The organism is Streptomyces sp. NPDC043878, from assembly GCF_056435735.1.
On sequence record NZ_JBWKDW010000009.1, the window covers coordinates 72,563 to 90,632 of the forward strand.

The following is an 18,070-nucleotide window of genomic DNA, read 5'->3' on the forward strand; positions in this document are numbered from 1 at the left end:
ACCATGTCCCTGGACCACCGCCTCTCGCCCGAGCTGGAGGAACTCCGGCGCACGGTCGAGGAGTTCGCCCACGACGTCGTCGCACCGAAGATCGGCGACTTCTACGAGCGGCACGAGTTCCCCTACGAGATCGTCCGCGAGATGGGGCGGATGGGCCTGTTCGGGCTGCCGTTCTCCGAGGAGTACGGCGGGATGGGCGGCGACTACCTCGCCCTCGGCATCGCCCTGGAGGAGCTCGCCCGGGTCGACTCCTCGGTCGCCATCACCCTGGAGGCGGGGGTGTCGCTGGGCGCGATGCCCTTGCATCTCTTCGGCACCGAGGCCCAGAAGCGGGAGTGGCTGCCCCGGCTGTGTTCCGGCGAGATCCTCGGCGCGTTCGGGCTGACCGAGCCGGACGGCGGCTCGGACGCGGGCGCGACCCGTACGACGGCCCGCCTCGACGCCGACACCGGCGAGTGGGTGATCAACGGCACCAAGTGCTTCATCACCAACTCGGGCACGGACATCACGGGGCTGGTCACCGTCACGGCCGTCACCGGTCGCAAGCCGGACGGCAGGCCGCTGATCTCCGCGATCATCGTCCCGTCCGGCACGCCGGGCTTCACCGTCGCCGCCCCCTACTCCAAGGTCGGCTGGAACGCCTCGGACACCCGTGAGCTGTCCTTCCAGGACGTCCGGGTGCCGGCGGCGAACCTGCTCGGCGAGGAGGGCCGCGGCTACGCGCAGTTCCTGCGCATCCTCGACGAGGGCCGGGTCGCGATCGCGGCGCTGGCGACGGGCCTGGCCCAGGGCTGTGTGGACGAGTCGGTGCGCTACGCCAGGGAACGGCAGGCGTTCGGCCGTCCGATCGGGGCGAACCAGGCGATCCAGTTCAAGATCGCCGACATGGAGATGAAGGCGCACACCGCCCGTCTCGCCTGGCGCGACGCGGCCTCCCGCCTGGTGTCCGGCGACCCCTTCAAGAAGGAGGCGGCACTGGCGAAGCTGTACTCGTCCACGGTCGCCGTGGACAACGCCCGTGACGCCACGCAGATCCACGGCGGCTACGGCTTCATGAACGAGTACCCGGTGGCCCGGATGTGGCGCGACTCCAAGATCCTGGAGATCGGCGAGGGCACGAGCGAGGTGCAGCGGATGCTGATCGCGCGGGAGTTGGGCCTGACGGACTGACAGCCGGGGCCCGCCGTGGTGCACGCGTGGCCGGCCCGCACGGGGCCGACCACGCGCAGGCGAGCGGGTCACGCCCGCCCTGTGGACAGTTGATGAGGTTAGGCTAACCTTCATTCGAACCTGTCCGGCGGGCGCTCCGCCCCGTTCGAAAGCGGCCACACTCATGCCCAACGCCCGTGCCACCCACTTCACCCGCCGCGGCATCCTCGCCGCGGGCGGCGCACTCGGCCTCGGTGCCGCGCTCGCCGCCTGCGGTGGCGACAAGGAGACGAGCGGTGGTTCGGGCGAGGGGACCACGGCCGCCGCGTCGGGCCCCTGGACGTTCAGGGACGACCGCGGCACGACCGTGAAGCTCGACAAGGTGCCCACGGACATCGTCGCGTTCACCGGGGTCGCCGCCGCGCTGTACGACTACGGCGTCCAGGTGAAGGGCGTCTTCGGCCCGACCAAGACCGCCGACGGCAAGGCCGACGTCCAGGCCGGCGACATGGACGTCAGCAAGCTGACCGTCCTCGGCAACGCCTGGGACCAGTTCAGCGTCGAGAAGTACGCGGCGCTCGCCCCCCAGCTCCTCATCTCCACGATGTTCGACGACGCCGGCACCCTCTGGTACGTCCCCGAGGCGTCCAAGGGAAAGATCGCCAAGCTGGCCCCCAGCGTCGGCATCTCCGTCTACGACCGTCAGCTGACCGCGCCGCTGGAGCGCATGTGGAAGCTCGCGGAGTCCCTGGGCGCCGACCTGACGGCCGCCAGGGCCACCGACGGCAGGAAGAGGTTCGAGGCGGCGGCCACCCGGCTGCGCGCCGCCGCGAAGGCCAAGCCCGACATCAAGGTGATGGCCGGTTCCGCGAGCCAGGAACTCTTCTACGTCTCCGGCACCAACCTCTCCGTCGACCTGGAGTACTTCAAGGCCCTCGGCGTGAACTTCGTGGAGCCCCCGGAGAAGGCCAAGGCCGTCGGCGGCGGCTGGTACGAGTCCCTGAGCTGGGAGAACGTCGACAAGTACCCGGCCGACATCATCATGATGGACGACCGCTCCTCGACCATCCAGCCGGCCGACATCACCAAGGCCACCTGGAAGAAGCTGCCCGCCGTCAAGGCCGGCCAGGTCATCGCGCGCTCCCCCGAGCCGATCCTGTCGTACGACAAGTGCGTCCCGCTGCTCACCGGCCTCGCCGAGGCGCTGGAGAACGCGAAGAAGGTCAGCTGACGAACGGGTGGCTCCGGTCGGGGTGAACCGCGGGCCCGTTGCGGCTGGTCGCGCGGTTCCCCGCCCCCTTGAAGGAAGGTGAGCCGCCCTCTCCCCCACCCCTGTGAGGAGCACCCTCGTGACCACCGCAGTCGCCGCGCCCTTCCGGTTCTTCGCGCTCCACGTCGTACGGACCCGGCAGCTCGGGCCGTCTCTCGTCCGGATCTCGTTCGCCGGGCAGGATCTCGGGCACTTCCACTCCGACGGACGCGACCAGAGCCTGTCCCTGTTCCTGCCGCACCCCGGCCAGTCCGAGCCGGCCGTGCCGTTCGAGCTCGGCGACAGCTGGTGGCAGGCATGGCGTGAACTGCCCGACGGCGTACGGGCGGTGATGCGCTCGTACACGCTGCGCGCGCTGCGCCGTGACGCGTACGGGAACACCACCGAGATCGACATCGACTTCGTGCTGCACGGCGTGGAGCCGGGGTCGGCGGTCCAGGCCGGTCCCGCCTCCCGGTGGGCCGCGCGGGCCGCCGCCGGTGACCGGGTCGTCCTGCTCGGCCCGGCGATCGCCGACAACCGGGCGATCCGGTTCCGGCCCCCCGAGGACACCGACCTGGTGGTCCTGTGGGGCGACGAGACCGCCCTGCCGGCGGTCTCCGCGATCGTCGCGTCGCTGCCGGCCGGCACCCGGGCCCGGGTCTGGCTGGAGGTGGGGGACGCCGGGGACATCCAGGACCTGGCGACGGAGGCGGACGCCGAGATCACCTGGCTGGTGCGCGAGGGAAGCGGCACGGACGGCTCCCCCGGCTCCCCGGCGGCCCTCCGGGCGCTGCGTGGGGAGCGACTCCCGCCCGCGGAGCACCCGTACGTCTGGATCGCGGGCGAGTCCGGGTGCGTGAAGGCGCTGCGCCGCCACTTCGTGCGTGAACGGGGCATCGACCGCCGGCGGGTGACCTTCGTCGGTTACTGGCGGCGGGGACTGAGCGAGGAACAACTGCGCGAGACGGAGTAGCGGCGACCTCGTCCGGAGTGACGCCGGTCACGGAAGGGCGGAGTTTCCCGGTCAACTAATTAGGTTAGGCTTACCTAAGTTGGAGTCGGAATTCCGCTCTTCCCGTCCCGCACGGACCGTCCCCACCGGAGGACCCCCAGATGCGCTCGCACCTGCTCAATGACACGACCACGGAGCAGTACCGCCGCTCCGTGACGGAAGGCGTGGAGCGGGTGGCGGCCAAACTCGCCACCACCGAACGACCGTTCACCGGCGTCACGGTCGACGCCCTCTCCCCCCGCATCGACCGGATCGACCTCGACCGGCCCCTGCTCGACACCACGGCCGCCCTGGACGAGCTGGAGGAGGTCTACCTGCGGGACGCGGTCTACTTCCACCACCCCCGCTACCTGGCCCACCTCAACTGCCCGGTCGTCATCCCGGCCCTGCTCGGCGAGGCGGTCCTGTCGGCCGTCAACTCCTCCCTCGACACCTGGGACCAGTCGGCCGGCGGCACCCTCATCGAGCGCAGGCTGATCGACTGGACGACCGCGCGTATCGGCCTCGGCCCGGCCGCCGACGGCGTGTTCACCTCCGGCGGCACCCAGTCCAACCTCCAGGCGCTGCTGCTGGCCCGCGAGGAGGCGAAGTCCGACGGATCACTCGCCCCGCTGCGCGTCTTCGCCTCCGAGGTCAGCCACTTCAGCGTGCAGAAGTCAGCGAAACTGCTGGGCCTGGGCCCGGACGCGGTCGTGTCGATCCCCGTCGACCACGACAAGCGCATGCAGACCGTGGCACTCGCCCGCGAACTGGAGCGCTGTGAGCGGGAGGGCCTGATCCCCATGGCCGTGGTCGCCACGGCCGGCACCACCGACTTCGGCTCCATCGACCCGCTGCCGGAGATCGCCGAACTGTGCTCCCGCCACGGCGCCTGGCTGCACGTCGACGCGGCCTACGGCTGCGGGCTGCTCGCGTCGCGCAGGTACCGCGGCCGCATCGACGGCATCGAGCGCGCCGACTCCGTCACCGTCGACTACCACAAGTCCTTCTTCCAGCCGGTGAGTTCGTCCGCCGTGCTGGTCCGCGACGGCTCGACCCTGCGGCACGCCACCTATCACGCGGAGTACCTCAACCCGCGCCGCATGGTGGAGGAGCGCATCCCCAACCAGGTCGACAAGTCCCTGCAGACCACCCGCCGCTTCGACGCGCTCAAGCTGTGGATGACCCTGCGGGTGATGGGCGCCGACGGCATCGGCGAACTCTTCGACGAGGTCTGCGACCTGGCCCGGGCGGGCTGGGAACTGCTGGCCGCCGACCCGCGCTTCGACGTCGTCGTCGAGCCCAGCCTGTCCACCCTGGTCTTCCGGTACGTCCCGGCCACCGTCACCGACCCGGCCGAGATCGACCGCGCCAACCTGCACGCCCGCAAGGCCCTTGCCGCCTCCGGCGACGCGGTGGTCGCGGGCACCAGGGTGGGCGGCCGCCACCACCTGAAGTTCACCCTGCTGAACCCCGAGACCACGACGGCCGACATCACCGCCGTCCTCGACCTGATCGCCGGCCACGCCGAGCAGTACCTGGGAGAGTCCCTTGACCGCGCATCCTGAACCCCGCACGCACACCCACGACTTCGTGGGCATCGGGCTCGGGCCCTTCAACCTCGGCCTGGCCTGCCTGACCGAGCCCATCGCCGGACTCGACGGGGTCTTCCTGGAGTCGAAGCCCGACTTCGAGTGGCACGCGGGCATGTTCCTGGACGGCGCCCACCTCCAGACCCCGTTCCTGTCGGACCTGGTCACCCTCGCCGACCCGACCTCGCCGTACTCCTTCCTCAACTACCTGAAGGAGCGCGGCCGGCTGTACTCGTTCTACATCCGGGAGAACTTCTACCCGCTGCGCGTCGAGTACGACGACTACTGCCGGTGGGCCGCGAACCAGCTGGACAGCGTCCGCTTCGGCACCACGGTCACCGAGGTGACGTACGACGAAGGGGCCGAGCTGTACGCCGTGCGCACCGAGGCCGGTGACACCTACCGTGCCCGGCACCTGGTCCTCGGCACCGGCACCCCGCCCCACATCCCCGACGCCTGCCAGGGGCTCGGCGGCGACTTCATCCACAACTCCCGCTACCTCCAGCACAAGGCGGAGCTCCAGGCGAAGGAGTCGATCACGCTGGTCGGCAGCGGCCAGTCCGCCGCCGAGATCTACCACGACCTGCTCAGCGAGATCGACGTCCACGGCTACCGGCTGAACTGGGTCACCCGCTCCCCGCGCTTCTTCCCGCTGGAGTACACCAAGCTCACGCTGGAGATGACCTCCCCGGAGTACGTCGACTACTACCACGCGCTGCCGGAGCAGACCCGCTACCGCCTCACCGAGGAACACAAGGGCCTGTTCAAGGGCATCGACGGCGACCTGATCAACGAGATCTTCGACCTGCTCTACCAGAAGAACCTCGCCGGCCCGGTCCCCACCCGGCTGCTCACCAACTCCGCGCTGACCTCGGCCGCCCACGCGGACGGGACGTACACCCTCGGTCTGCGCCAGGAGGAACAGGGCAAGGACTACGAACTGCGCTCCGAGGGCCTGATCCTGGCCACCGGCTACAGGTACGCCGAGCCCGAGTTCCTCAAGCCCGTGCGCCACCGGCTGCGCTACGACTCCCACGGCAACTTCGACCTCGCCCGCAACTACGCCGTCGACGTCACCGGCCGAGGGGTCTTCCTGCAGAACGCCGGAGTCCACACGCACAGCATCACGTCCCCCGACCTGGGCATGGGCGCGTACCGCAACAGCTACATCATCCGTGAGCTGCTCGGCACCGACCCCTACCCGGTCGAGAAGACGATCGCCTTCCAGGAGTTCGCGGTATGACCACCCCCGCCACCGAGATCGGTGCCCTCTCCGTCCGCCCGCTCGACCCGCTGAAGGACGCCGCACTGCTGCACGGCTGGGTCACCCACCCCAAGTCGGCCTTCTGGATGATGGGCGACGCCGGGCTGGAGGACGTCGAGCGGGCCTACACGGAGATCGCCGCCGACGAGCACCACGACGCGTACCTCGGCCTGCACGACGGCGTCCCCGCCTTCCTGATGGAGCGGTACGACCCGGCCCACCGGGAACTCGTCGGCCTGTACCCGCCCGAACCTGGCGACGTCGGCATGCACTTCCTGGTCGCGCCGACCGACACACCGGTGCACGGCTTCACCCGGGCCGTCATCACCGCCGTCATGACGCACCTCTTCGCGGACCCCGCCACCGCCCGCGTCGTCGTCGAACCCGACGTGGACAACAAGGCGGTGCACGCGCTGAACGAGGCCGTCGGGTTCCTGCCCGAGCGGGTGATCCGCAAGCCGGAGAAGCGGGCCCTGCTCAGTTTCTGCACCCGCGAGCGGTTCACCGCGGTGACCGGGGTGTCCGCATGAGCCTCGCCGACGCCGTGTCCCACCTCTCCCCCGAACGCTGGGCGCGGGCCAACCGCCTGCTGATCCGCAAGGCGCTCGCCGAGTTCGCCCACGAGCGGCTGATCACGCCCGAGCCGGACGGCGACGGATACCTCGTGCGCGGCGACGACGGCCTGACCCGCTACCGCTTCACCGCCGTCCGCCGCGCCCTCGACCACTGGCAGGTGGACGCCGACTCGATCACCCGCCACCGTGACGGGTCCGAACTGCCCCTGGAGGCACTGGACTTCTTCGTCGAGCTGCGGAAGTCGCTCGGTCTGAGCGACGAGATCCTGCCGGTCTACCTGGAGGAGATCTCCTCCACCCTGTCCGGCACCTGCTACAAGCTCACCAAACCGCGGATCCGGTCCGCCGAGCTGGCGGGCGGCGGCTTCCAGGCGATCGAGACGGGGATGACCGAGGGCCACCCCTGCTTCGTCGCCAACAACGGCCGGCTCGGCTTCGGCATGCACGACTACCTGTCGTACGCCCCCGAGACCGCGAGCCCGGTCCGGCTGGTGTGGCTGGCCGCGCACCGCTCCCGGGCCGCGTTCACGGCCGGGGTGGGCATCGAGTACGAGTCCTTCGTGCGGGAGGAACTCGGGGACGCGACCCTGGACCGCTTCACCGCCACCCTCCGCGACCGGGGCCTCGACCCCGACGACTACCTCCTCATCCCCGTCCACCCCTGGCAGTGGTGGAACAAGCTGACCGTGACCTTCGCAGCCGAGGTCGCGCGCGGCCACCTCGTGTGCCTCGGGGAGGGCGACGACGAGTACCTGGCCCAGCAGTCCATCCGGACCTTCTTCAACACCTCCCACCCAGGCAGGCACTACGTGAAGACGGCCCTGTCCGTCCTCAACATGGGGTTCATGCGGGGGCTGTCCGCCGCCTACATGGAGGCCACCCCCGCGATCAACGACTGGCTGGCGCAGCTCATCGCGAACGACCCGGTGCTGAGGTCGACGGGCCTGACGATCATCCGCGAGCGGGCCGCGGTCGGCTACCGGCACCTGGAGTACGAGGCGGCCACGGACCGCTACTCGCCGTACCGGAAGATGCTCGCGGCGCTGTGGCGCGAGAGCCCCGTCCCCTCCCTGGCGGACGGCGAGTCCCTGGCGACGATGGCCTCCCTGCTGCACGTGGACCACGAGGGCACGTCCTTCGCGGGCGCGCTGATCGAGCGGTCCGGACTCACCCCGAAGGAGTGGCTGCGCGGCTATCTGCGGGCGTACTTCACCCCGCTGCTGCACAGCTTCTACGCCTACGACCTGGTCTACATGCCGCACGGCGAGAACGTGATCCTCGTCCTGGCGGACGGCGCGGTGCGGCGCGCGGTCTACAAGGACATCGCCGAGGAGATCGCGGTCATGGACCCGGACGCGGTGCTGCCGCCGCAGGTGCGGCGCATCCGGGTCGAGGTGCCGGAGGACATGAGACTCCTGTCGGTGTTCACGGACGTCTTCGACTGCTTCTTCCGCTTCCTGGCCGCGAACCTCGCCGCCGAGGGGATCCTGGAGGAGGACGGCTTCTGGGACACCGTCGCCGAGGTCACCCGCGACTACCAGCGCTCGGCGCCCGAACTCGCCGACCGGTTCCGGCGGTACGACCTGTTCGCCCCCGAGTTCGCCCTGTCCTGCCTCAACCGGCTCCAGCTGCGCGACAACCGGCAGATGGTGGACCTCGCGGACCCCTCCGGCGCGCTCCAGCTGGCCGGCACCCTGCGGAACCCCCTCGCCGGCCGGTGACCGGCAGGCGGGGACGGCCGTTCACCCCGCGGTACGGTCCCGCGGGGTGCCCGGCGGCCCTGCGGGAGGAGACCGGGGTGGGACAATCCACGCATGGCGGAAATCATCCAGAAGGACGGCATCTGGGCCTTCGACGCCGACGCCCTGCGGCTGACACCGGGACGCGACCGGGACGTCAGCCTCTTCCGCCGGGCCCTGGGTGAACTCGTCGTTCCGCTGGGCGCGTTGGCCGGCATCTCCTTCGAACAGGGCAAGCGGTCCGGCCGGATGAGACTGCGGCTGCGCGACGGCGCCGACCCGCTGCTGCGCGCCACCGGCGGGCGGCTCACCGAACCCGACGACCCCTACCAGCTGAGCGTCCGGTCCGACCGGTACGGCGTCGCCGAGTACCTCGTCGAGGAGGTCCGCGAGGCGCTGCTCCTGGACCGGGTGCCGGCCGACCCGGTCGACGCGTATCTGCTGCCGGGCCCCGCCGTCCCCGTGGCCGCCTCCGCGGGGGACGGCAGCGCGCGCTTCGACGGCGAGCGGGTCCGGCTGGAGTGGAACTGGAAGACGGAGGACACCAAGGCCGCCGCCGGCCCGCGCGTCCTCACGCTGCCCGAGATCACCGCCGTGGAGTGGCACCCGGCGGCCGGCCTGGAGAACGGGCATCTCCGCTTCAGCGTCCGCCACGCCCCCAGCACGGCCCCGCCGAAGTACGACCCCAACGCCGTGGAGCTGTGGGGCTTCAGGAAGGACCCGCTGATGGCGCTGGTCGCCGCGGCCGTACAGGCCCGCCTCCCCCATCCGGCCGCCGCCCGCCCGTGCGGGACCGGACCCCGGGTGCCGAGGCAGCTGCCGCCCGCCGGGGAGGACGGCCATGACGCGCTGCTGCGGCGGCTGCGCGAGCTCGGCGAACTGCACCGCTCGGGTGTCCTGACCGAGGCGGAGTTCACGCAGGCCAAACAGGCGGTCCTCAAGCGGATGTAGTCCTCACCCGCCCGGGGACCGCCTGTCGCTCCCGCGCCCCGGGCCGCCGGGGCGCGGGAGCGGTGTCACTTGGCCCTGCGGGCCACCGTGAAGTGGTCGACCTGCTCACCGGACTCGGCGATGCCGCGCACCGTCAGGGTGGCGTGCCGGCCCTTGGCCGCGGGGGTGACGTCGACGCGCAGGAACGAGTAGTCGAGGTAACGCACGCGCGACCAGGTGACCGTCTCGTTCTGCTTGCCGTCCTTGGCGTTGACGAACGAGGCCACCGACTCGACCTCGTTCTCGTGGCCCTCGTAGGACAGGGGGGCGGTGAACGCGTAGAGGCTGCGGCCGGCCGCGCCCGCCGTCACGTACACCACGCCCTCCGTCTCCGGGTACGCCGTGCCGCCGATCGGGAGCTTCTTGGTGACCGCGCCCGCCTTGATGACGTCGGTGCGCTCGTACTGGTGGTTGTGGCCGTTGATGACCAGGTCCACCGTGTACTTCTCGAACAGCGGCACCCACTCCTGGCGGACGCCCCCCTCCGAGGCGTGCGCGGTGGAGGTGCAGTAGGCGCAGTGGTGGAAGAAGACGACGACGAAGTCGACGTCCTTCGAGGCGCGGAACTTCTTCAGCTGCGCCTCCAGCCACCTGGTCTGGGTGCCGCCGGAGATGCCGAGGTTCGCCGGGATCTCGAAGGAGATGTCGTTGGCGTCCAGCGAGATGACCGCCGTGTTGCCGTAGACGAAGGAGTACACGCCCGGCAGGTTCTTCTTGTCGGGGCCGTTGCCGGGCAGGTTCCAGCGGGCGTCCTCGCCGCCGTAGCCGTTGGGCGAGTACCAGGCCTCCATGTCGTGGTTGCCGTAGGCCGGCATCCACGGGACGGACTTGGCGACGGACTCGGTCTGCGCGAGGAACTGGTCCCACACCCGGGAGTCGAAGCCGGTGTCGGCACTCTTGCCCTGGCCGGCCGGGTCGGCGTAGGCGATGTCGCCGGCGTGCAGGTGGAAGGCCGGGTTCTGGCCCAGCAGGAGGCTGTTGTTGGCGAGGCCGTGGTAGCCGACGCCCTCGTCGCCGAAGGCGGTGAAGGTGAAGGGCTTCTTGTGCGCGGGGGCGGTGGTGAAGGTGCCGAGGGTGCCCAGCAGGTGCGGGGCGGCCGGGTCGAAGCCGGCGTGGCCGACACCGTAGTAGTAGGTCTTGCCGGGCTTGAGGTGCGTGAGCTCGGCGTGCAGGTAGTACTGCGTGTGGTCGCCGCTGGCGCCGACACCGGCCGGGGTGTACAGGGTGCGCGCCTCGGCCTCGATCCTGCGGGAGAGGTCCCAGGGGTGGGCGCCTATCCGGATGAAGGGCTTCTTCACCGCGACCGGGACCTGCCAGGAGACGGTGATCTCGGTACGGGGGTCGCCGCCGAAGGCGAGGTGGCGCCCGAAGGGGGCGACGAGGGCGCCGTCGACGTGCTCGGTGCTCGTCGCGGCCCGCGTCGGCACGGCGGCCTGGGCGGTGGCGCCCGGTACGAACGCGCCACCCGCGACGGCGCCCAGGGTGACGGCGCCGCCTCTGATCATCGTGCGCCGGGAGAATCTGGCGCGCAGGTACTCGTGCTGCTCGGCCATGCTCATGCGCTCGGCCAGCTGCTCCGGTACGCCCATGCGAGGAGTGTCCATGGCGTCTGAAACTCGTCTGCTCAGGCGACGGGTCGCCGGACACAGGATGGACGGCTCACGAACAGGGGCCCATAACAGATTCAATGTTCTCCCAAGGGCCCTCAACAGGGGCTTGCCCGAAATCGGGCAGGATTCTTGCGAAACGGTGCGCGGTCCCCCAGGATCTACCGGGTGCACGACGAACTCGTTGATCACCTGACGCGCTCCACCCCCCTGAGCCGGGGCGAAGCGCTGCGCGTGATCCAGGACGTTCTCGCCTACTTCGACGAGACGACCGAGGAGTACGTCCGTCGCCGCCACCGCGAGCTCCAGGCCCAGGGCATGGTGAACGCGGCGATCTTCGAACGGATCGGGGCGGACCTGAAATACCGCGCGGTGGCACCGCCGGAGCTCACGCTCCGGCAGCTGCGCCGCCTGGTCTACGGCTGAGAACTGAGGGATACGTATACATGTGCGGAATCGTCGGATACATCGGCAGGCGTGACGTGGCACCCCTCCTGCTGGAGGGTCTCCAGCGCCTGGAGTACCGCGGCTACGACTCCGCGGGCATCGCCGTCACGTCCCCGAAGACCACCGGTCTGAAGATGGTCAAGGCCAAGGGCCGGGTCCGCGACCTGGAGGCCAAGGTTCCGGCGCGCTTCAAGGGCACCACCGGTATCGCCCACACCCGCTGGGCCACCCACGGCGCCCCCTCCGACGTGAACGCCCACCCGCACATGTCGGCAGACGACAAGGTCGCCGTCGTCCACAACGGCATCATCGACAACGCCGCCGACCTGCGCCGCAAACTGGAGGCGGACGGCGTCGAGTTCCTCTCCGAGACCGACACCGAGGTCCTCGTCCACCTCATCGCCCGCGCGCAGGCCGAGAAGCTGGAGGACCGGGTCCGCGAGACGCTGCGGGTCATCGAGGGCACGTACGGCATCGCCGTGCTGCACGCCGACTTCCCCGACCGCATCGTGGTGGCCCGCAACGGCTCCCCTGTCGTGCTGGGCATCGGCGAGAAGGAGATGTTCGTCGCCTCCGACGTGGCCGCGCTGGTCGCCCACACCCGGCAGATCGTCACGCTGGACGACGGCGAGATGGCCACCCTCAAGGCCGACGACTTCCGCACCTACACCACGGAGGGCACCCGGACCACGTCCGAGCCGACCACCGTGGAGTGGGAGGCCGAGTCCTATGACATGGGCGGCCACGACACCTACATGCACAAGGAGATCCACGAGCAGGCCGAAGCCGTGGACCGCGTGCTGCGCGGCCGCATCGACGACCGCTTCTCCACCGTGCACCTCGGCGGCCTCAACCTGGACGCCCGTGAGGCCCGCGCCGTGCGCCGGGTGAAGATCCTCGGCTGCGGCACCTCGTACCACGCGGGCATGATCGGCGCCCAGATGATCGAGGAGCTGGCCCGCATCCCCGCCGACGCCGAACCGGCCTCCGAGTTCCGCTACCGCAACGCCGTCGTGGACCCCGACACCCTGTACATCGCCGTCTCCCAGTCCGGTGAGACCTACGACGTGCTGGCGGCCGTCCAGGAGCTGAAGCGCAAGGGCGCGCGGGTGCTGGGCGTGGTCAACGTGGTCGGCTCCGCGATCGCCCGGGAGGCGGACGGCGGCGTCTACGTCCACGCCGGCCCCGAGGTCTGCGTGGTGTCCACCAAGTGCTTCACCAACACCACGGTCGCCTTCGCGCTCCTCGCGCTGCACCTGGGCCGCACCCGTGACCTCTCCGTCCGCGACGGCAAGCGGATCATCGAGGGCCTGCGCCGGCTGCCCGCGCAGATCTCCGAGATGCTGGAGCAGGAGGACGAGATCAAGAAGCTGGCCCAGGAGTACGCCGAGGCCCGCTCCATGCTCTTCATCGGCCGCGTCCGGGGCTACCCGGTGGCCCGTGAGGCCTCCCTGAAGCTCAAGGAGGTCTCCTACATCCACGCCGAGGCCTACCCGGCCTCCGAGCTCAAGCACGGCCCGCTGGCCCTGATCGAGCCCGCCCTGCCCACGGTCGCCATCGTCCCGGACGACGACCTCCTGGAGAAGAACCGCGCCGCCCTGGAGGAGATCAAGGCCCGCAGCGGCAGGATCCTCGCGGTGGCCCACCGCGAGCAGGAGAAGGCCGACCAGACGATCATCGTCCCCAAGAACGAGGACGAACTCGACCCGATCCTCATGGGCATCCCCCTCCAACTCCTGGCCTACCACACGGCCCTGGCCCTCGGCCGGGACATTGACAAGCCCCGAAACCTGGCGAAGTCGGTAACGGTCGAATAGCCCCACTCCCAAAACAGGGCGGGACCCCACACGCGCCACCCGCACACGGGGTCCCGCCCTGCCGCCGGAGGCCGCCCTACCCTCCGGCCGGCGCAGCTCAACCGGTGGCCGTCACCCCCCGGCCGGCAGCGCGTCGCGGAAGGACGGTGGGCCAGTGCGCCAGCGCGGCGGTCGCCGCGTACCAGGCGACCACCCCCGCCGCCACGGCGACCCAGCCGCCCGCCTTGGCCAGGCCGTCGTTGTCCGCGAAGCGGCCGACGGCGAGCAGCAGGAGCGAGACGCAGAACAACCCGTAGGTGCCCTGGCCGAGTTGGTCGCCACCGGCCAGGGTGAGGGAGAGCGTCACGAGGGCGAAGAGCAGCAGGAACAGCCCCGCCGCGTTGTCGGAGACCTGGCCGCCGGCCGAGACGGCCCAGGTGAACCAGAGGGCGCCGAGCGCCGAGAAGGCCGTACCGTTGACCGTGTCGCGGTCGCGGAACGCGAACAGGCCGGCGACGAAGAGGGCAACTCCGCCGACGTAGTGGGCGAGTGACACGGCGTCAGCCGCCGTCACTCCGTCGAGGACGCCGGTGGTGCCGAGGCCGAAGGCCAACAGGGTGATTCCCAGGGCGAGTCGGCCGAGGATCGTAGTGGTGGTGCTTCCCGCGGAGACGTCGTTGTCCACGGCGGGCTCCCTTCCTGCGTGCGCGGTGGTGCGGTGAGCGATATATGCCCTTCACAAAGGCACAAACACCTCTACGCGCGAGTAGCTTCAATCGGCGCACGGCAGTCGGCGGGGAGGGCCCAGGGCGCAACTCACCTGGGAGAAGCGCTGGTTACGGAATGACGACGACGGGCCGCTGCGCCCGCTTGGCGAGTCGCCCGGCGACCGATCCGAAGAGCCGGCCCACGAGACCGTGCGTGGAGCCGACGACGATGGCGTCCGCCTCGTACTCCCGCCCGACCTCCTCCAGTTCGTGGCAGATGTCCCCGCCGCGCTCGACGAGGATCCACGGCACTTCTGCGAGGTACTCCGCGCAGGCGAGTTCGAGGCCGAGGACCTCGGTCCGGTGGTCCGGCACGTCGACGAAGACCGGCGGTTCGCAGCCCGCCCACACGGTGGTGGGGAGCCGGTTGGCGACATGCACGATGATCAGGCCGGACCCCGAACGATGGGCCATGCCGATGGCGTAGGCGAGGGCTCGCTCGCTGGAGGTGGAGCCGTCGAAGCCGACCACGACGCCGTGCTTGAAGGCGGGGTCGCAGGAATGGCGTGGCTCTTTCGCCGCCAGGGGCTCGGACGCCGTCTGATCGGCTACCGGCCGCTTGCGGTCCGCGGGTTCGAAGAATTCGTGACCGGCCATGAGTGTCTCGGCGTTAGATCCTCGTGGGAGGGACGACAGTGTGCGGAGGAGCTGTGTCCGGGAATCATCTTCCCAACCCCATACCCCCAAGGGTACGGCGGCACGCCTCCTTAGCCCAGTTCCCGCGCATGCTCCGCGGGGGTTCCCCGGAGCATGCACGAGGGGGCGCCCGTAACGCAATGGTTGCTGCGGCGTACAGGCGGTTTGCACGGCATTCACCTGCCGTCACGGCTTCCGGAGGGGCCCGCGTCCCGGCCGGAGGCGGCGCGGAGCGGGCCGGAGGCCGGTCCCGAGCGGCCCGGGACACCGCCCGCGGACGTCCGGCGGCCCGTACGGCGGACGAGGGTCGGGGGAAGCGGGTGACACCCAGTGACCGACCCGGCGCGCCCGCGTTGAACCTGCCGAGCCGCACCAGAGGGAGCACTGCATGCCGGGACCCCGAACGCCCTCCCAGGACACCGCGACGGACCTGGTCCGCTGGGCGGCCTTCAGCTGTGTCCTGGTTCCGGTGGTCCTGGTCTGGTACGGCACCTCCCTGGCCGGCGCCGCCGGCACCGCCTTCGGGCTGGCCGCGGTCACCGCCGTCTGCCGTATCCTCCTGCGCCAGTCCGAGCGCGGCGCGGCCCGCCTGCGCGAGGAGGAGGAAGCATCCCGGAGCGGGCGTCATCAGCGGGGTGGCACGGGGGGTCACCGGGGTGGGCGTCACTCCGGGGGCAATACACCGGTCGCCTGACCGGTTTCCGCGCACGCGGCCGCTTCTTTTCAGCCAACTTCCGGGTTCGGCGCATTCCCTCCCCCCACTCCCCCTCATCCCTGGTGCGACCTGCGAGAAAAGCCCTTCGGGGACCCCGCGCACCCTATGGGGATTGGCCACTGCGACAAGGCGCACTTCCCTGCACGGCCCGTGAGTGCAACGCTTCGTGATCGAATGCTTCACGCCAAGTTGCCATGTCGACAATGTGCCGAGTGCTGAAGTTGTCACGCCGGCACCACGCGACACAGTAGATTCGATCTTGACTGTCTTACGGCGGGGGACTCGTGCAGGACCGAGGGGAAACGTGCAGGAGCGACACAACCGAGGAGCCGCGACCACCGAGGGGGGCTTAGCAGTATGAGCCACGACTCCACTGCCGCGCCGGAAGCCGCGGCCCGGAAGCTTTCCGGGCGACGCCGCAAGGAGATCGTCGCGGTGCTGCTGTTCAGCGGCGGCCCCATCTTCGAGAGTTCCATACCACTGTCGGTGTTCGGGATCGACCGCCAGGACGCCGGCGTGCCCCGCTACCGACTACTGGTGTGCGGCGGCGAGGAAGGCCCACTGCGGACCACAGGGGGCCTGGAACTCACCGCACCACATGGCCTGGAGGCGATCTCGCGGGCGGGCACCGTCGTCGTGCCCGCGTGGCGTTCGATCACCTCCCCGCCACCGGAGGAGGCGCTCGACGCACTGCGCCGAGCGCACGAGGAGGGTGCCCGCATCGTCGGGCTGTGCACCGGGGCGTTCGTCCTCGCGGCGGCGGGCCTGCTGGACGGCCGTCCCGCGACCACCCACTGGATGTACGCACCGACGCTGGCGAAACGCTATCCGTCGGTGCACGTCGATCCGCGCGAGCTGTTCGTCGACGACGGCGACGTGCTGACGTCGGCGGGTACGGCCGCCGGGATCGACCTGTGCCTGCACATCGTGCGCACGGACCACGGCAACGAGGCGGCCGGGGCCCTGGCCCGCCGCCTGGTGGTCCCGCCGCGCCGCAGCGGCGGTCAGGAGCGCTACCTCGACAGGTCTTTACCCGAGGAGATCGGCGCCGACCCCCTCGCGGAGGTCGTCGCCTGGGCGCTGGAGCACCTCCACGAGCAGTTCGACGTGGAGACCCTGGCGGCGCGGGCGTACATGAGCCGGCGCACCTTCGACCGCCGGTTCCGCTCGCTGACCGGAAGCGCACCCCTGCAGTGGCTGATCACTCAGCGCGTCCTGCAGGCGCAGCGCCTCCTGGAGACGTCGGACTACTCGGTGGACGAGGTCGCGGGCCGGTGCGGGTTCCGCTCGCCGGTGGCGCTGCGCGGTCACTTCCGCCGCCAGCTGGGCTCCTCCCCGGCCGCCTACCGGGCCGCGTACCGGGCCCGCAGGCCGCAGGCCGAGCGGCCCACGGCCGACGAGAGCCTCCCGCACCCGTCCGGCATGCCGTCCGCGGTGGGCTCGTCCGGCGTGCCGGCGGCCCTGCACCAGGAGGGCGGCCCGCTTCCGCTGCAGACCCGCCGAACCGCGGCGGCGAGCTCGGTGGGACCCTCGGCCTCGATGTCGACGGGCCCGGACAACGGGCGCGACGCGTACGTGCCGAGCAGGGCGAGCGTCCCGGGGCAGCGCAGCGGTACGTGACGGTGACCGGCTGACGCCGGACGGGCCGGGTGAACCGGCCCGTCCGGCGTTCGGCTGCCGGGACCGAGGTCACGGCACGGTCGGCTCAGCGCACGGCAACGAGCCTTAAGGTGAGACACATGAACGATCGCATGGTGTGGATCGACTGCGAGATGACCGGCCTCTCGCTGTCCGACGACGCGCTCATCGAAGTGGCCGCCCTTGTCACCGACTCCGAGCTGAACGTGCTCGGCGAGGGGGTGGACATCGTCATCCGTCCGCCGGACCCGGCGCTGGAGACGATGCCGGAGGTGGTGCGCCAGATGCACACCTCCTCGGGACTGCTCGACGAGCTTGCGGGCGGCACGACCCTGGCCGAGGCCGAGGAGCAGGTCCTCTCCTACATCCGGGAGCACGTCAAGGAGCCGGGCAAGGCCCCCCTGTGCGGCAACTCCGTGAGCACGGACCGGGGTTTCCTGTTCCGCGACATGCCGACGCTGGAGAGCTACCTGCACTACCGGATCGTGGACGTCTCGTCGGTCAAGGAGCTGGCCCGCCGCTGGTACCCCCGCGCCTACTTCAACAGCCCCGAGAAGAACGGCAATCACCGGGCTCTCGCCGACATCCGCGACTCCATCGTGGAACTCCGCTACTACCGGGAGGCCGTGTTCGTGCCGCAGCCCGGACCCGACTCGGAGACCGCCCGCACGATCGCCTCGAAGCACGTCCTGCCCACGCGGTAGCGGCCGCGCGCGGGCCCGGAGGGCGCCCGGAAAGCCGGGCGCGAGCACCCCTTCGGACCCTGTACACTTTTTCTCAGCCGGTCGGGGAAACCACGCGATGAACCGCCGGTCATGGTGGGTGTAGCTCAGCTGGTAGAGCACCTGGTTGTGGTCCAGGATGCCGCGGGTTCGAGTCCCGTCACTCACCCTGAGTAGTCAGCCGGTGACC

16 protein-coding genes and 1 tRNA gene are annotated in these 18,070 nt (G+C 70.6%); 14 read left to right on the plus strand and 3 right to left on the minus strand.

The window, feature by feature from the left end; all coding sequences use genetic code 11:
- Window positions 1-9 precede the first annotated feature (9 nt).
- From AC07AZ_RS14730 to AC07AZ_RS14765, 8 genes are all read left to right on the plus strand, one after another.
- Window positions 10-1,170 carry an acyl-CoA dehydrogenase family protein gene (locus AC07AZ_RS14730; RefSeq protein ID WP_478847828.1) on the plus strand — a complete coding sequence of 387 codons (1,161 nt, stop codon included), beginning with the start codon at window positions 10-12 and terminating at the stop codon, window positions 1,168-1,170.
- Between the two features lie 163 nt (window positions 1,171-1,333).
- Window positions 1,334-2,380 carry an ABC transporter substrate-binding protein gene (locus tag AC07AZ_RS14735; protein ID WP_478847497.1) on the plus strand — a complete coding sequence of 349 codons (1,047 nt, stop codon included), beginning with the start codon at window positions 1,334-1,336 and terminating at the stop codon, window positions 2,378-2,380.
- Window positions 2,381-2,498: 118 nt separating this feature from the next.
- Complete coding sequence (locus tag AC07AZ_RS14740; RefSeq protein ID WP_478847499.1) at window positions 2,499-3,374, plus strand: siderophore-interacting protein; 876 nt, start codon at window positions 2,499-2,501, stop codon at window positions 3,372-3,374.
- Between the two features lie 140 nt (window positions 3,375-3,514).
- Window positions 3,515-4,960 carry a lysine decarboxylase DesA gene (desA, locus tag AC07AZ_RS14745; protein WP_478847501.1) on the plus strand — a complete coding sequence of 482 codons (1,446 nt, stop codon included), beginning with the start codon at window positions 3,515-3,517 and terminating at the stop codon, window positions 4,958-4,960.
- Entirely contained in the window at window positions 4,944-6,227 is a 1,284-nt protein-coding gene (locus AC07AZ_RS14750) for a lysine N(6)-hydroxylase/L-ornithine N(5)-oxygenase family protein (RefSeq protein ID WP_478847503.1), read from the plus strand. Before desA ends, AC07AZ_RS14750 begins: the two co-directional genes overlap by 17 nt.
- On the plus strand, window positions 6,224-6,778 hold the full coding sequence (locus tag AC07AZ_RS14755) for a GNAT family N-acetyltransferase (RefSeq protein ID WP_478847505.1): 555 nt from the start codon (window positions 6,224-6,226) through the stop codon (window positions 6,776-6,778). Before AC07AZ_RS14750 ends, AC07AZ_RS14755 begins: the two co-directional genes overlap by 4 nt.
- Complete coding sequence (locus AC07AZ_RS14760) at window positions 6,775-8,544, plus strand: IucA/IucC family protein (protein ID WP_478847507.1); 1,770 nt, start codon at window positions 6,775-6,777, stop codon at window positions 8,542-8,544. The genes AC07AZ_RS14755 and AC07AZ_RS14760 overlap by 4 nt, the downstream gene beginning before the upstream one ends.
- A 93-nt stretch (window positions 8,545-8,637) precedes the next feature.
- Window positions 8,638-9,513, plus strand: a complete 876-nt coding sequence (locus tag AC07AZ_RS14765; RefSeq protein ID WP_478847509.1) for a DUF4429 domain-containing protein — start codon at window positions 8,638-8,640, stop codon at window positions 9,511-9,513.
- A 65-nt stretch (window positions 9,514-9,578) separates the two neighbouring features.
- Here the strand turns inward: AC07AZ_RS14765 and AC07AZ_RS14770 are convergent, their stop codons facing one another.
- Window positions 9,579-11,141: a purple acid phosphatase family protein gene (locus AC07AZ_RS14770; RefSeq protein WP_478847511.1), complete on the minus strand. Its 1,563-nt coding sequence runs from the start codon at window positions 11,139-11,141 to the stop codon at window positions 9,579-9,581.
- A 186-nt stretch (window positions 11,142-11,327) separates the two neighbouring features.
- On the opposite strand from AC07AZ_RS14770, the gene AC07AZ_RS14775 reads away from it, so the two are divergent.
- A complete protein-coding gene (locus tag AC07AZ_RS14775; RefSeq protein WP_356036848.1) occupies window positions 11,328-11,585 on the plus strand; it encodes a hypothetical protein in 258 nt (85 codons plus the stop codon).
- Between the two features lie 20 nt (window positions 11,586-11,605).
- Complete coding sequence (glmS, locus tag AC07AZ_RS14780) at window positions 11,606-13,423, plus strand: glutamine--fructose-6-phosphate transaminase (isomerizing) (protein ID WP_478847514.1); 1,818 nt, start codon at window positions 11,606-11,608, stop codon at window positions 13,421-13,423.
- 97 nt (window positions 13,424-13,520) lie between these two features.
- Here glmS and AC07AZ_RS14785 read toward each other — a convergent pair whose 3' ends face one another.
- On the minus strand, window positions 13,521-14,087 hold the full coding sequence (locus tag AC07AZ_RS14785; protein ID WP_478847516.1) for a GPR1/FUN34/YaaH family transporter: 567 nt from the start codon (window positions 14,085-14,087) through the stop codon (window positions 13,521-13,523).
- A 151-nt stretch (window positions 14,088-14,238) separates the two neighbouring features.
- On the minus strand, window positions 14,239-14,766 hold the full coding sequence (locus AC07AZ_RS14790; RefSeq protein WP_478847518.1) for a universal stress protein: 528 nt from the start codon (window positions 14,764-14,766) through the stop codon (window positions 14,239-14,241).
- 427 nt (window positions 14,767-15,193) lie between these two features.
- Here AC07AZ_RS14790 and AC07AZ_RS14795 point away from each other — a divergent pair, with 427 nt between their 5' ends.
- The 4 genes from AC07AZ_RS14795 to AC07AZ_RS14810 all read left to right on the plus strand — a co-directional run bounded on the left by AC07AZ_RS14795 (window position 15,194) and on the right by AC07AZ_RS14810 (window position 18,049).
- Window positions 15,194-15,499: a hypothetical protein gene (locus tag AC07AZ_RS14795; RefSeq protein ID WP_478847520.1), complete on the plus strand. Its 306-nt coding sequence runs from the start codon at window positions 15,194-15,196 to the stop codon at window positions 15,497-15,499.
- A gap of 378 nt (window positions 15,500-15,877) precedes the next feature.
- Window positions 15,878-17,140: a helix-turn-helix domain-containing protein gene (locus AC07AZ_RS14800; RefSeq protein ID WP_478847522.1), complete on the plus strand. Its 1,263-nt coding sequence runs from the start codon at window positions 15,878-15,880 to the stop codon at window positions 17,138-17,140.
- Window positions 17,141-17,259: 119 nt separating this feature from the next.
- Entirely contained in the window at window positions 17,260-17,862 is a 603-nt protein-coding gene (gene orn, locus AC07AZ_RS14805; protein ID WP_478847524.1) for an oligoribonuclease, read from the plus strand.
- A gap of 114 nt (window positions 17,863-17,976) precedes the next feature.
- Window positions 17,977-18,049 (plus strand) — tRNA-His (locus AC07AZ_RS14810).
- Window positions 18,050-18,070: the final 21 nt, after the last annotated feature.

Excerpts from the sequence above, each read along its gene's own strand:
- desA (WP_478847501.1), top strand. The coding sequence starts at position 3,515 with ATGCGCTCGCACCTGCTCAATGACACGACCACGGAGCAGTACCGCCGC.
- AC07AZ_RS14790 (WP_478847518.1), bottom strand. The coding sequence starts at position 14,766 with ATGGCCGGTCACGAATTCTTCGAACCCGCGGACCGCAAGCGGCCGGTA.
- AC07AZ_RS14770 (WP_478847511.1), bottom strand. The coding sequence starts at position 11,141 with ATGGGCGTACCGGAGCAGCTGGCCGAGCGCATGAGCATGGCCGAGCAG.
- orn (WP_478847524.1), top strand. The coding sequence starts at position 17,260 with ATGAACGATCGCATGGTGTGGATCGACTGCGAGATGACCGGCCTCTCG.
- AC07AZ_RS14760 (WP_478847507.1), top strand. The coding sequence starts at position 6,775 with ATGAGCCTCGCCGACGCCGTGTCCCACCTCTCCCCCGAACGCTGGGCG.
- AC07AZ_RS14765 (WP_478847509.1), top strand. The coding sequence starts at position 8,638 with ATGGCGGAAATCATCCAGAAGGACGGCATCTGGGCCTTCGACGCCGAC.
- AC07AZ_RS14735 (WP_478847497.1), top strand. The coding sequence starts at position 1,334 with ATGCCCAACGCCCGTGCCACCCACTTCACCCGCCGCGGCATCCTCGCC.
- glmS (WP_478847514.1), top strand. The coding sequence starts at position 11,606 with ATGTGCGGAATCGTCGGATACATCGGCAGGCGTGACGTGGCACCCCTC.
- AC07AZ_RS14800 (WP_478847522.1), top strand. The coding sequence starts at position 15,878 with ATGAGCCACGACTCCACTGCCGCGCCGGAAGCCGCGGCCCGGAAGCTT.
- AC07AZ_RS14795 (WP_478847520.1), top strand. The coding sequence starts at position 15,194 with ATGCCGGGACCCCGAACGCCCTCCCAGGACACCGCGACGGACCTGGTC.
- AC07AZ_RS14755 (WP_478847505.1), top strand. The coding sequence starts at position 6,224 with ATGACCACCCCCGCCACCGAGATCGGTGCCCTCTCCGTCCGCCCGCTC.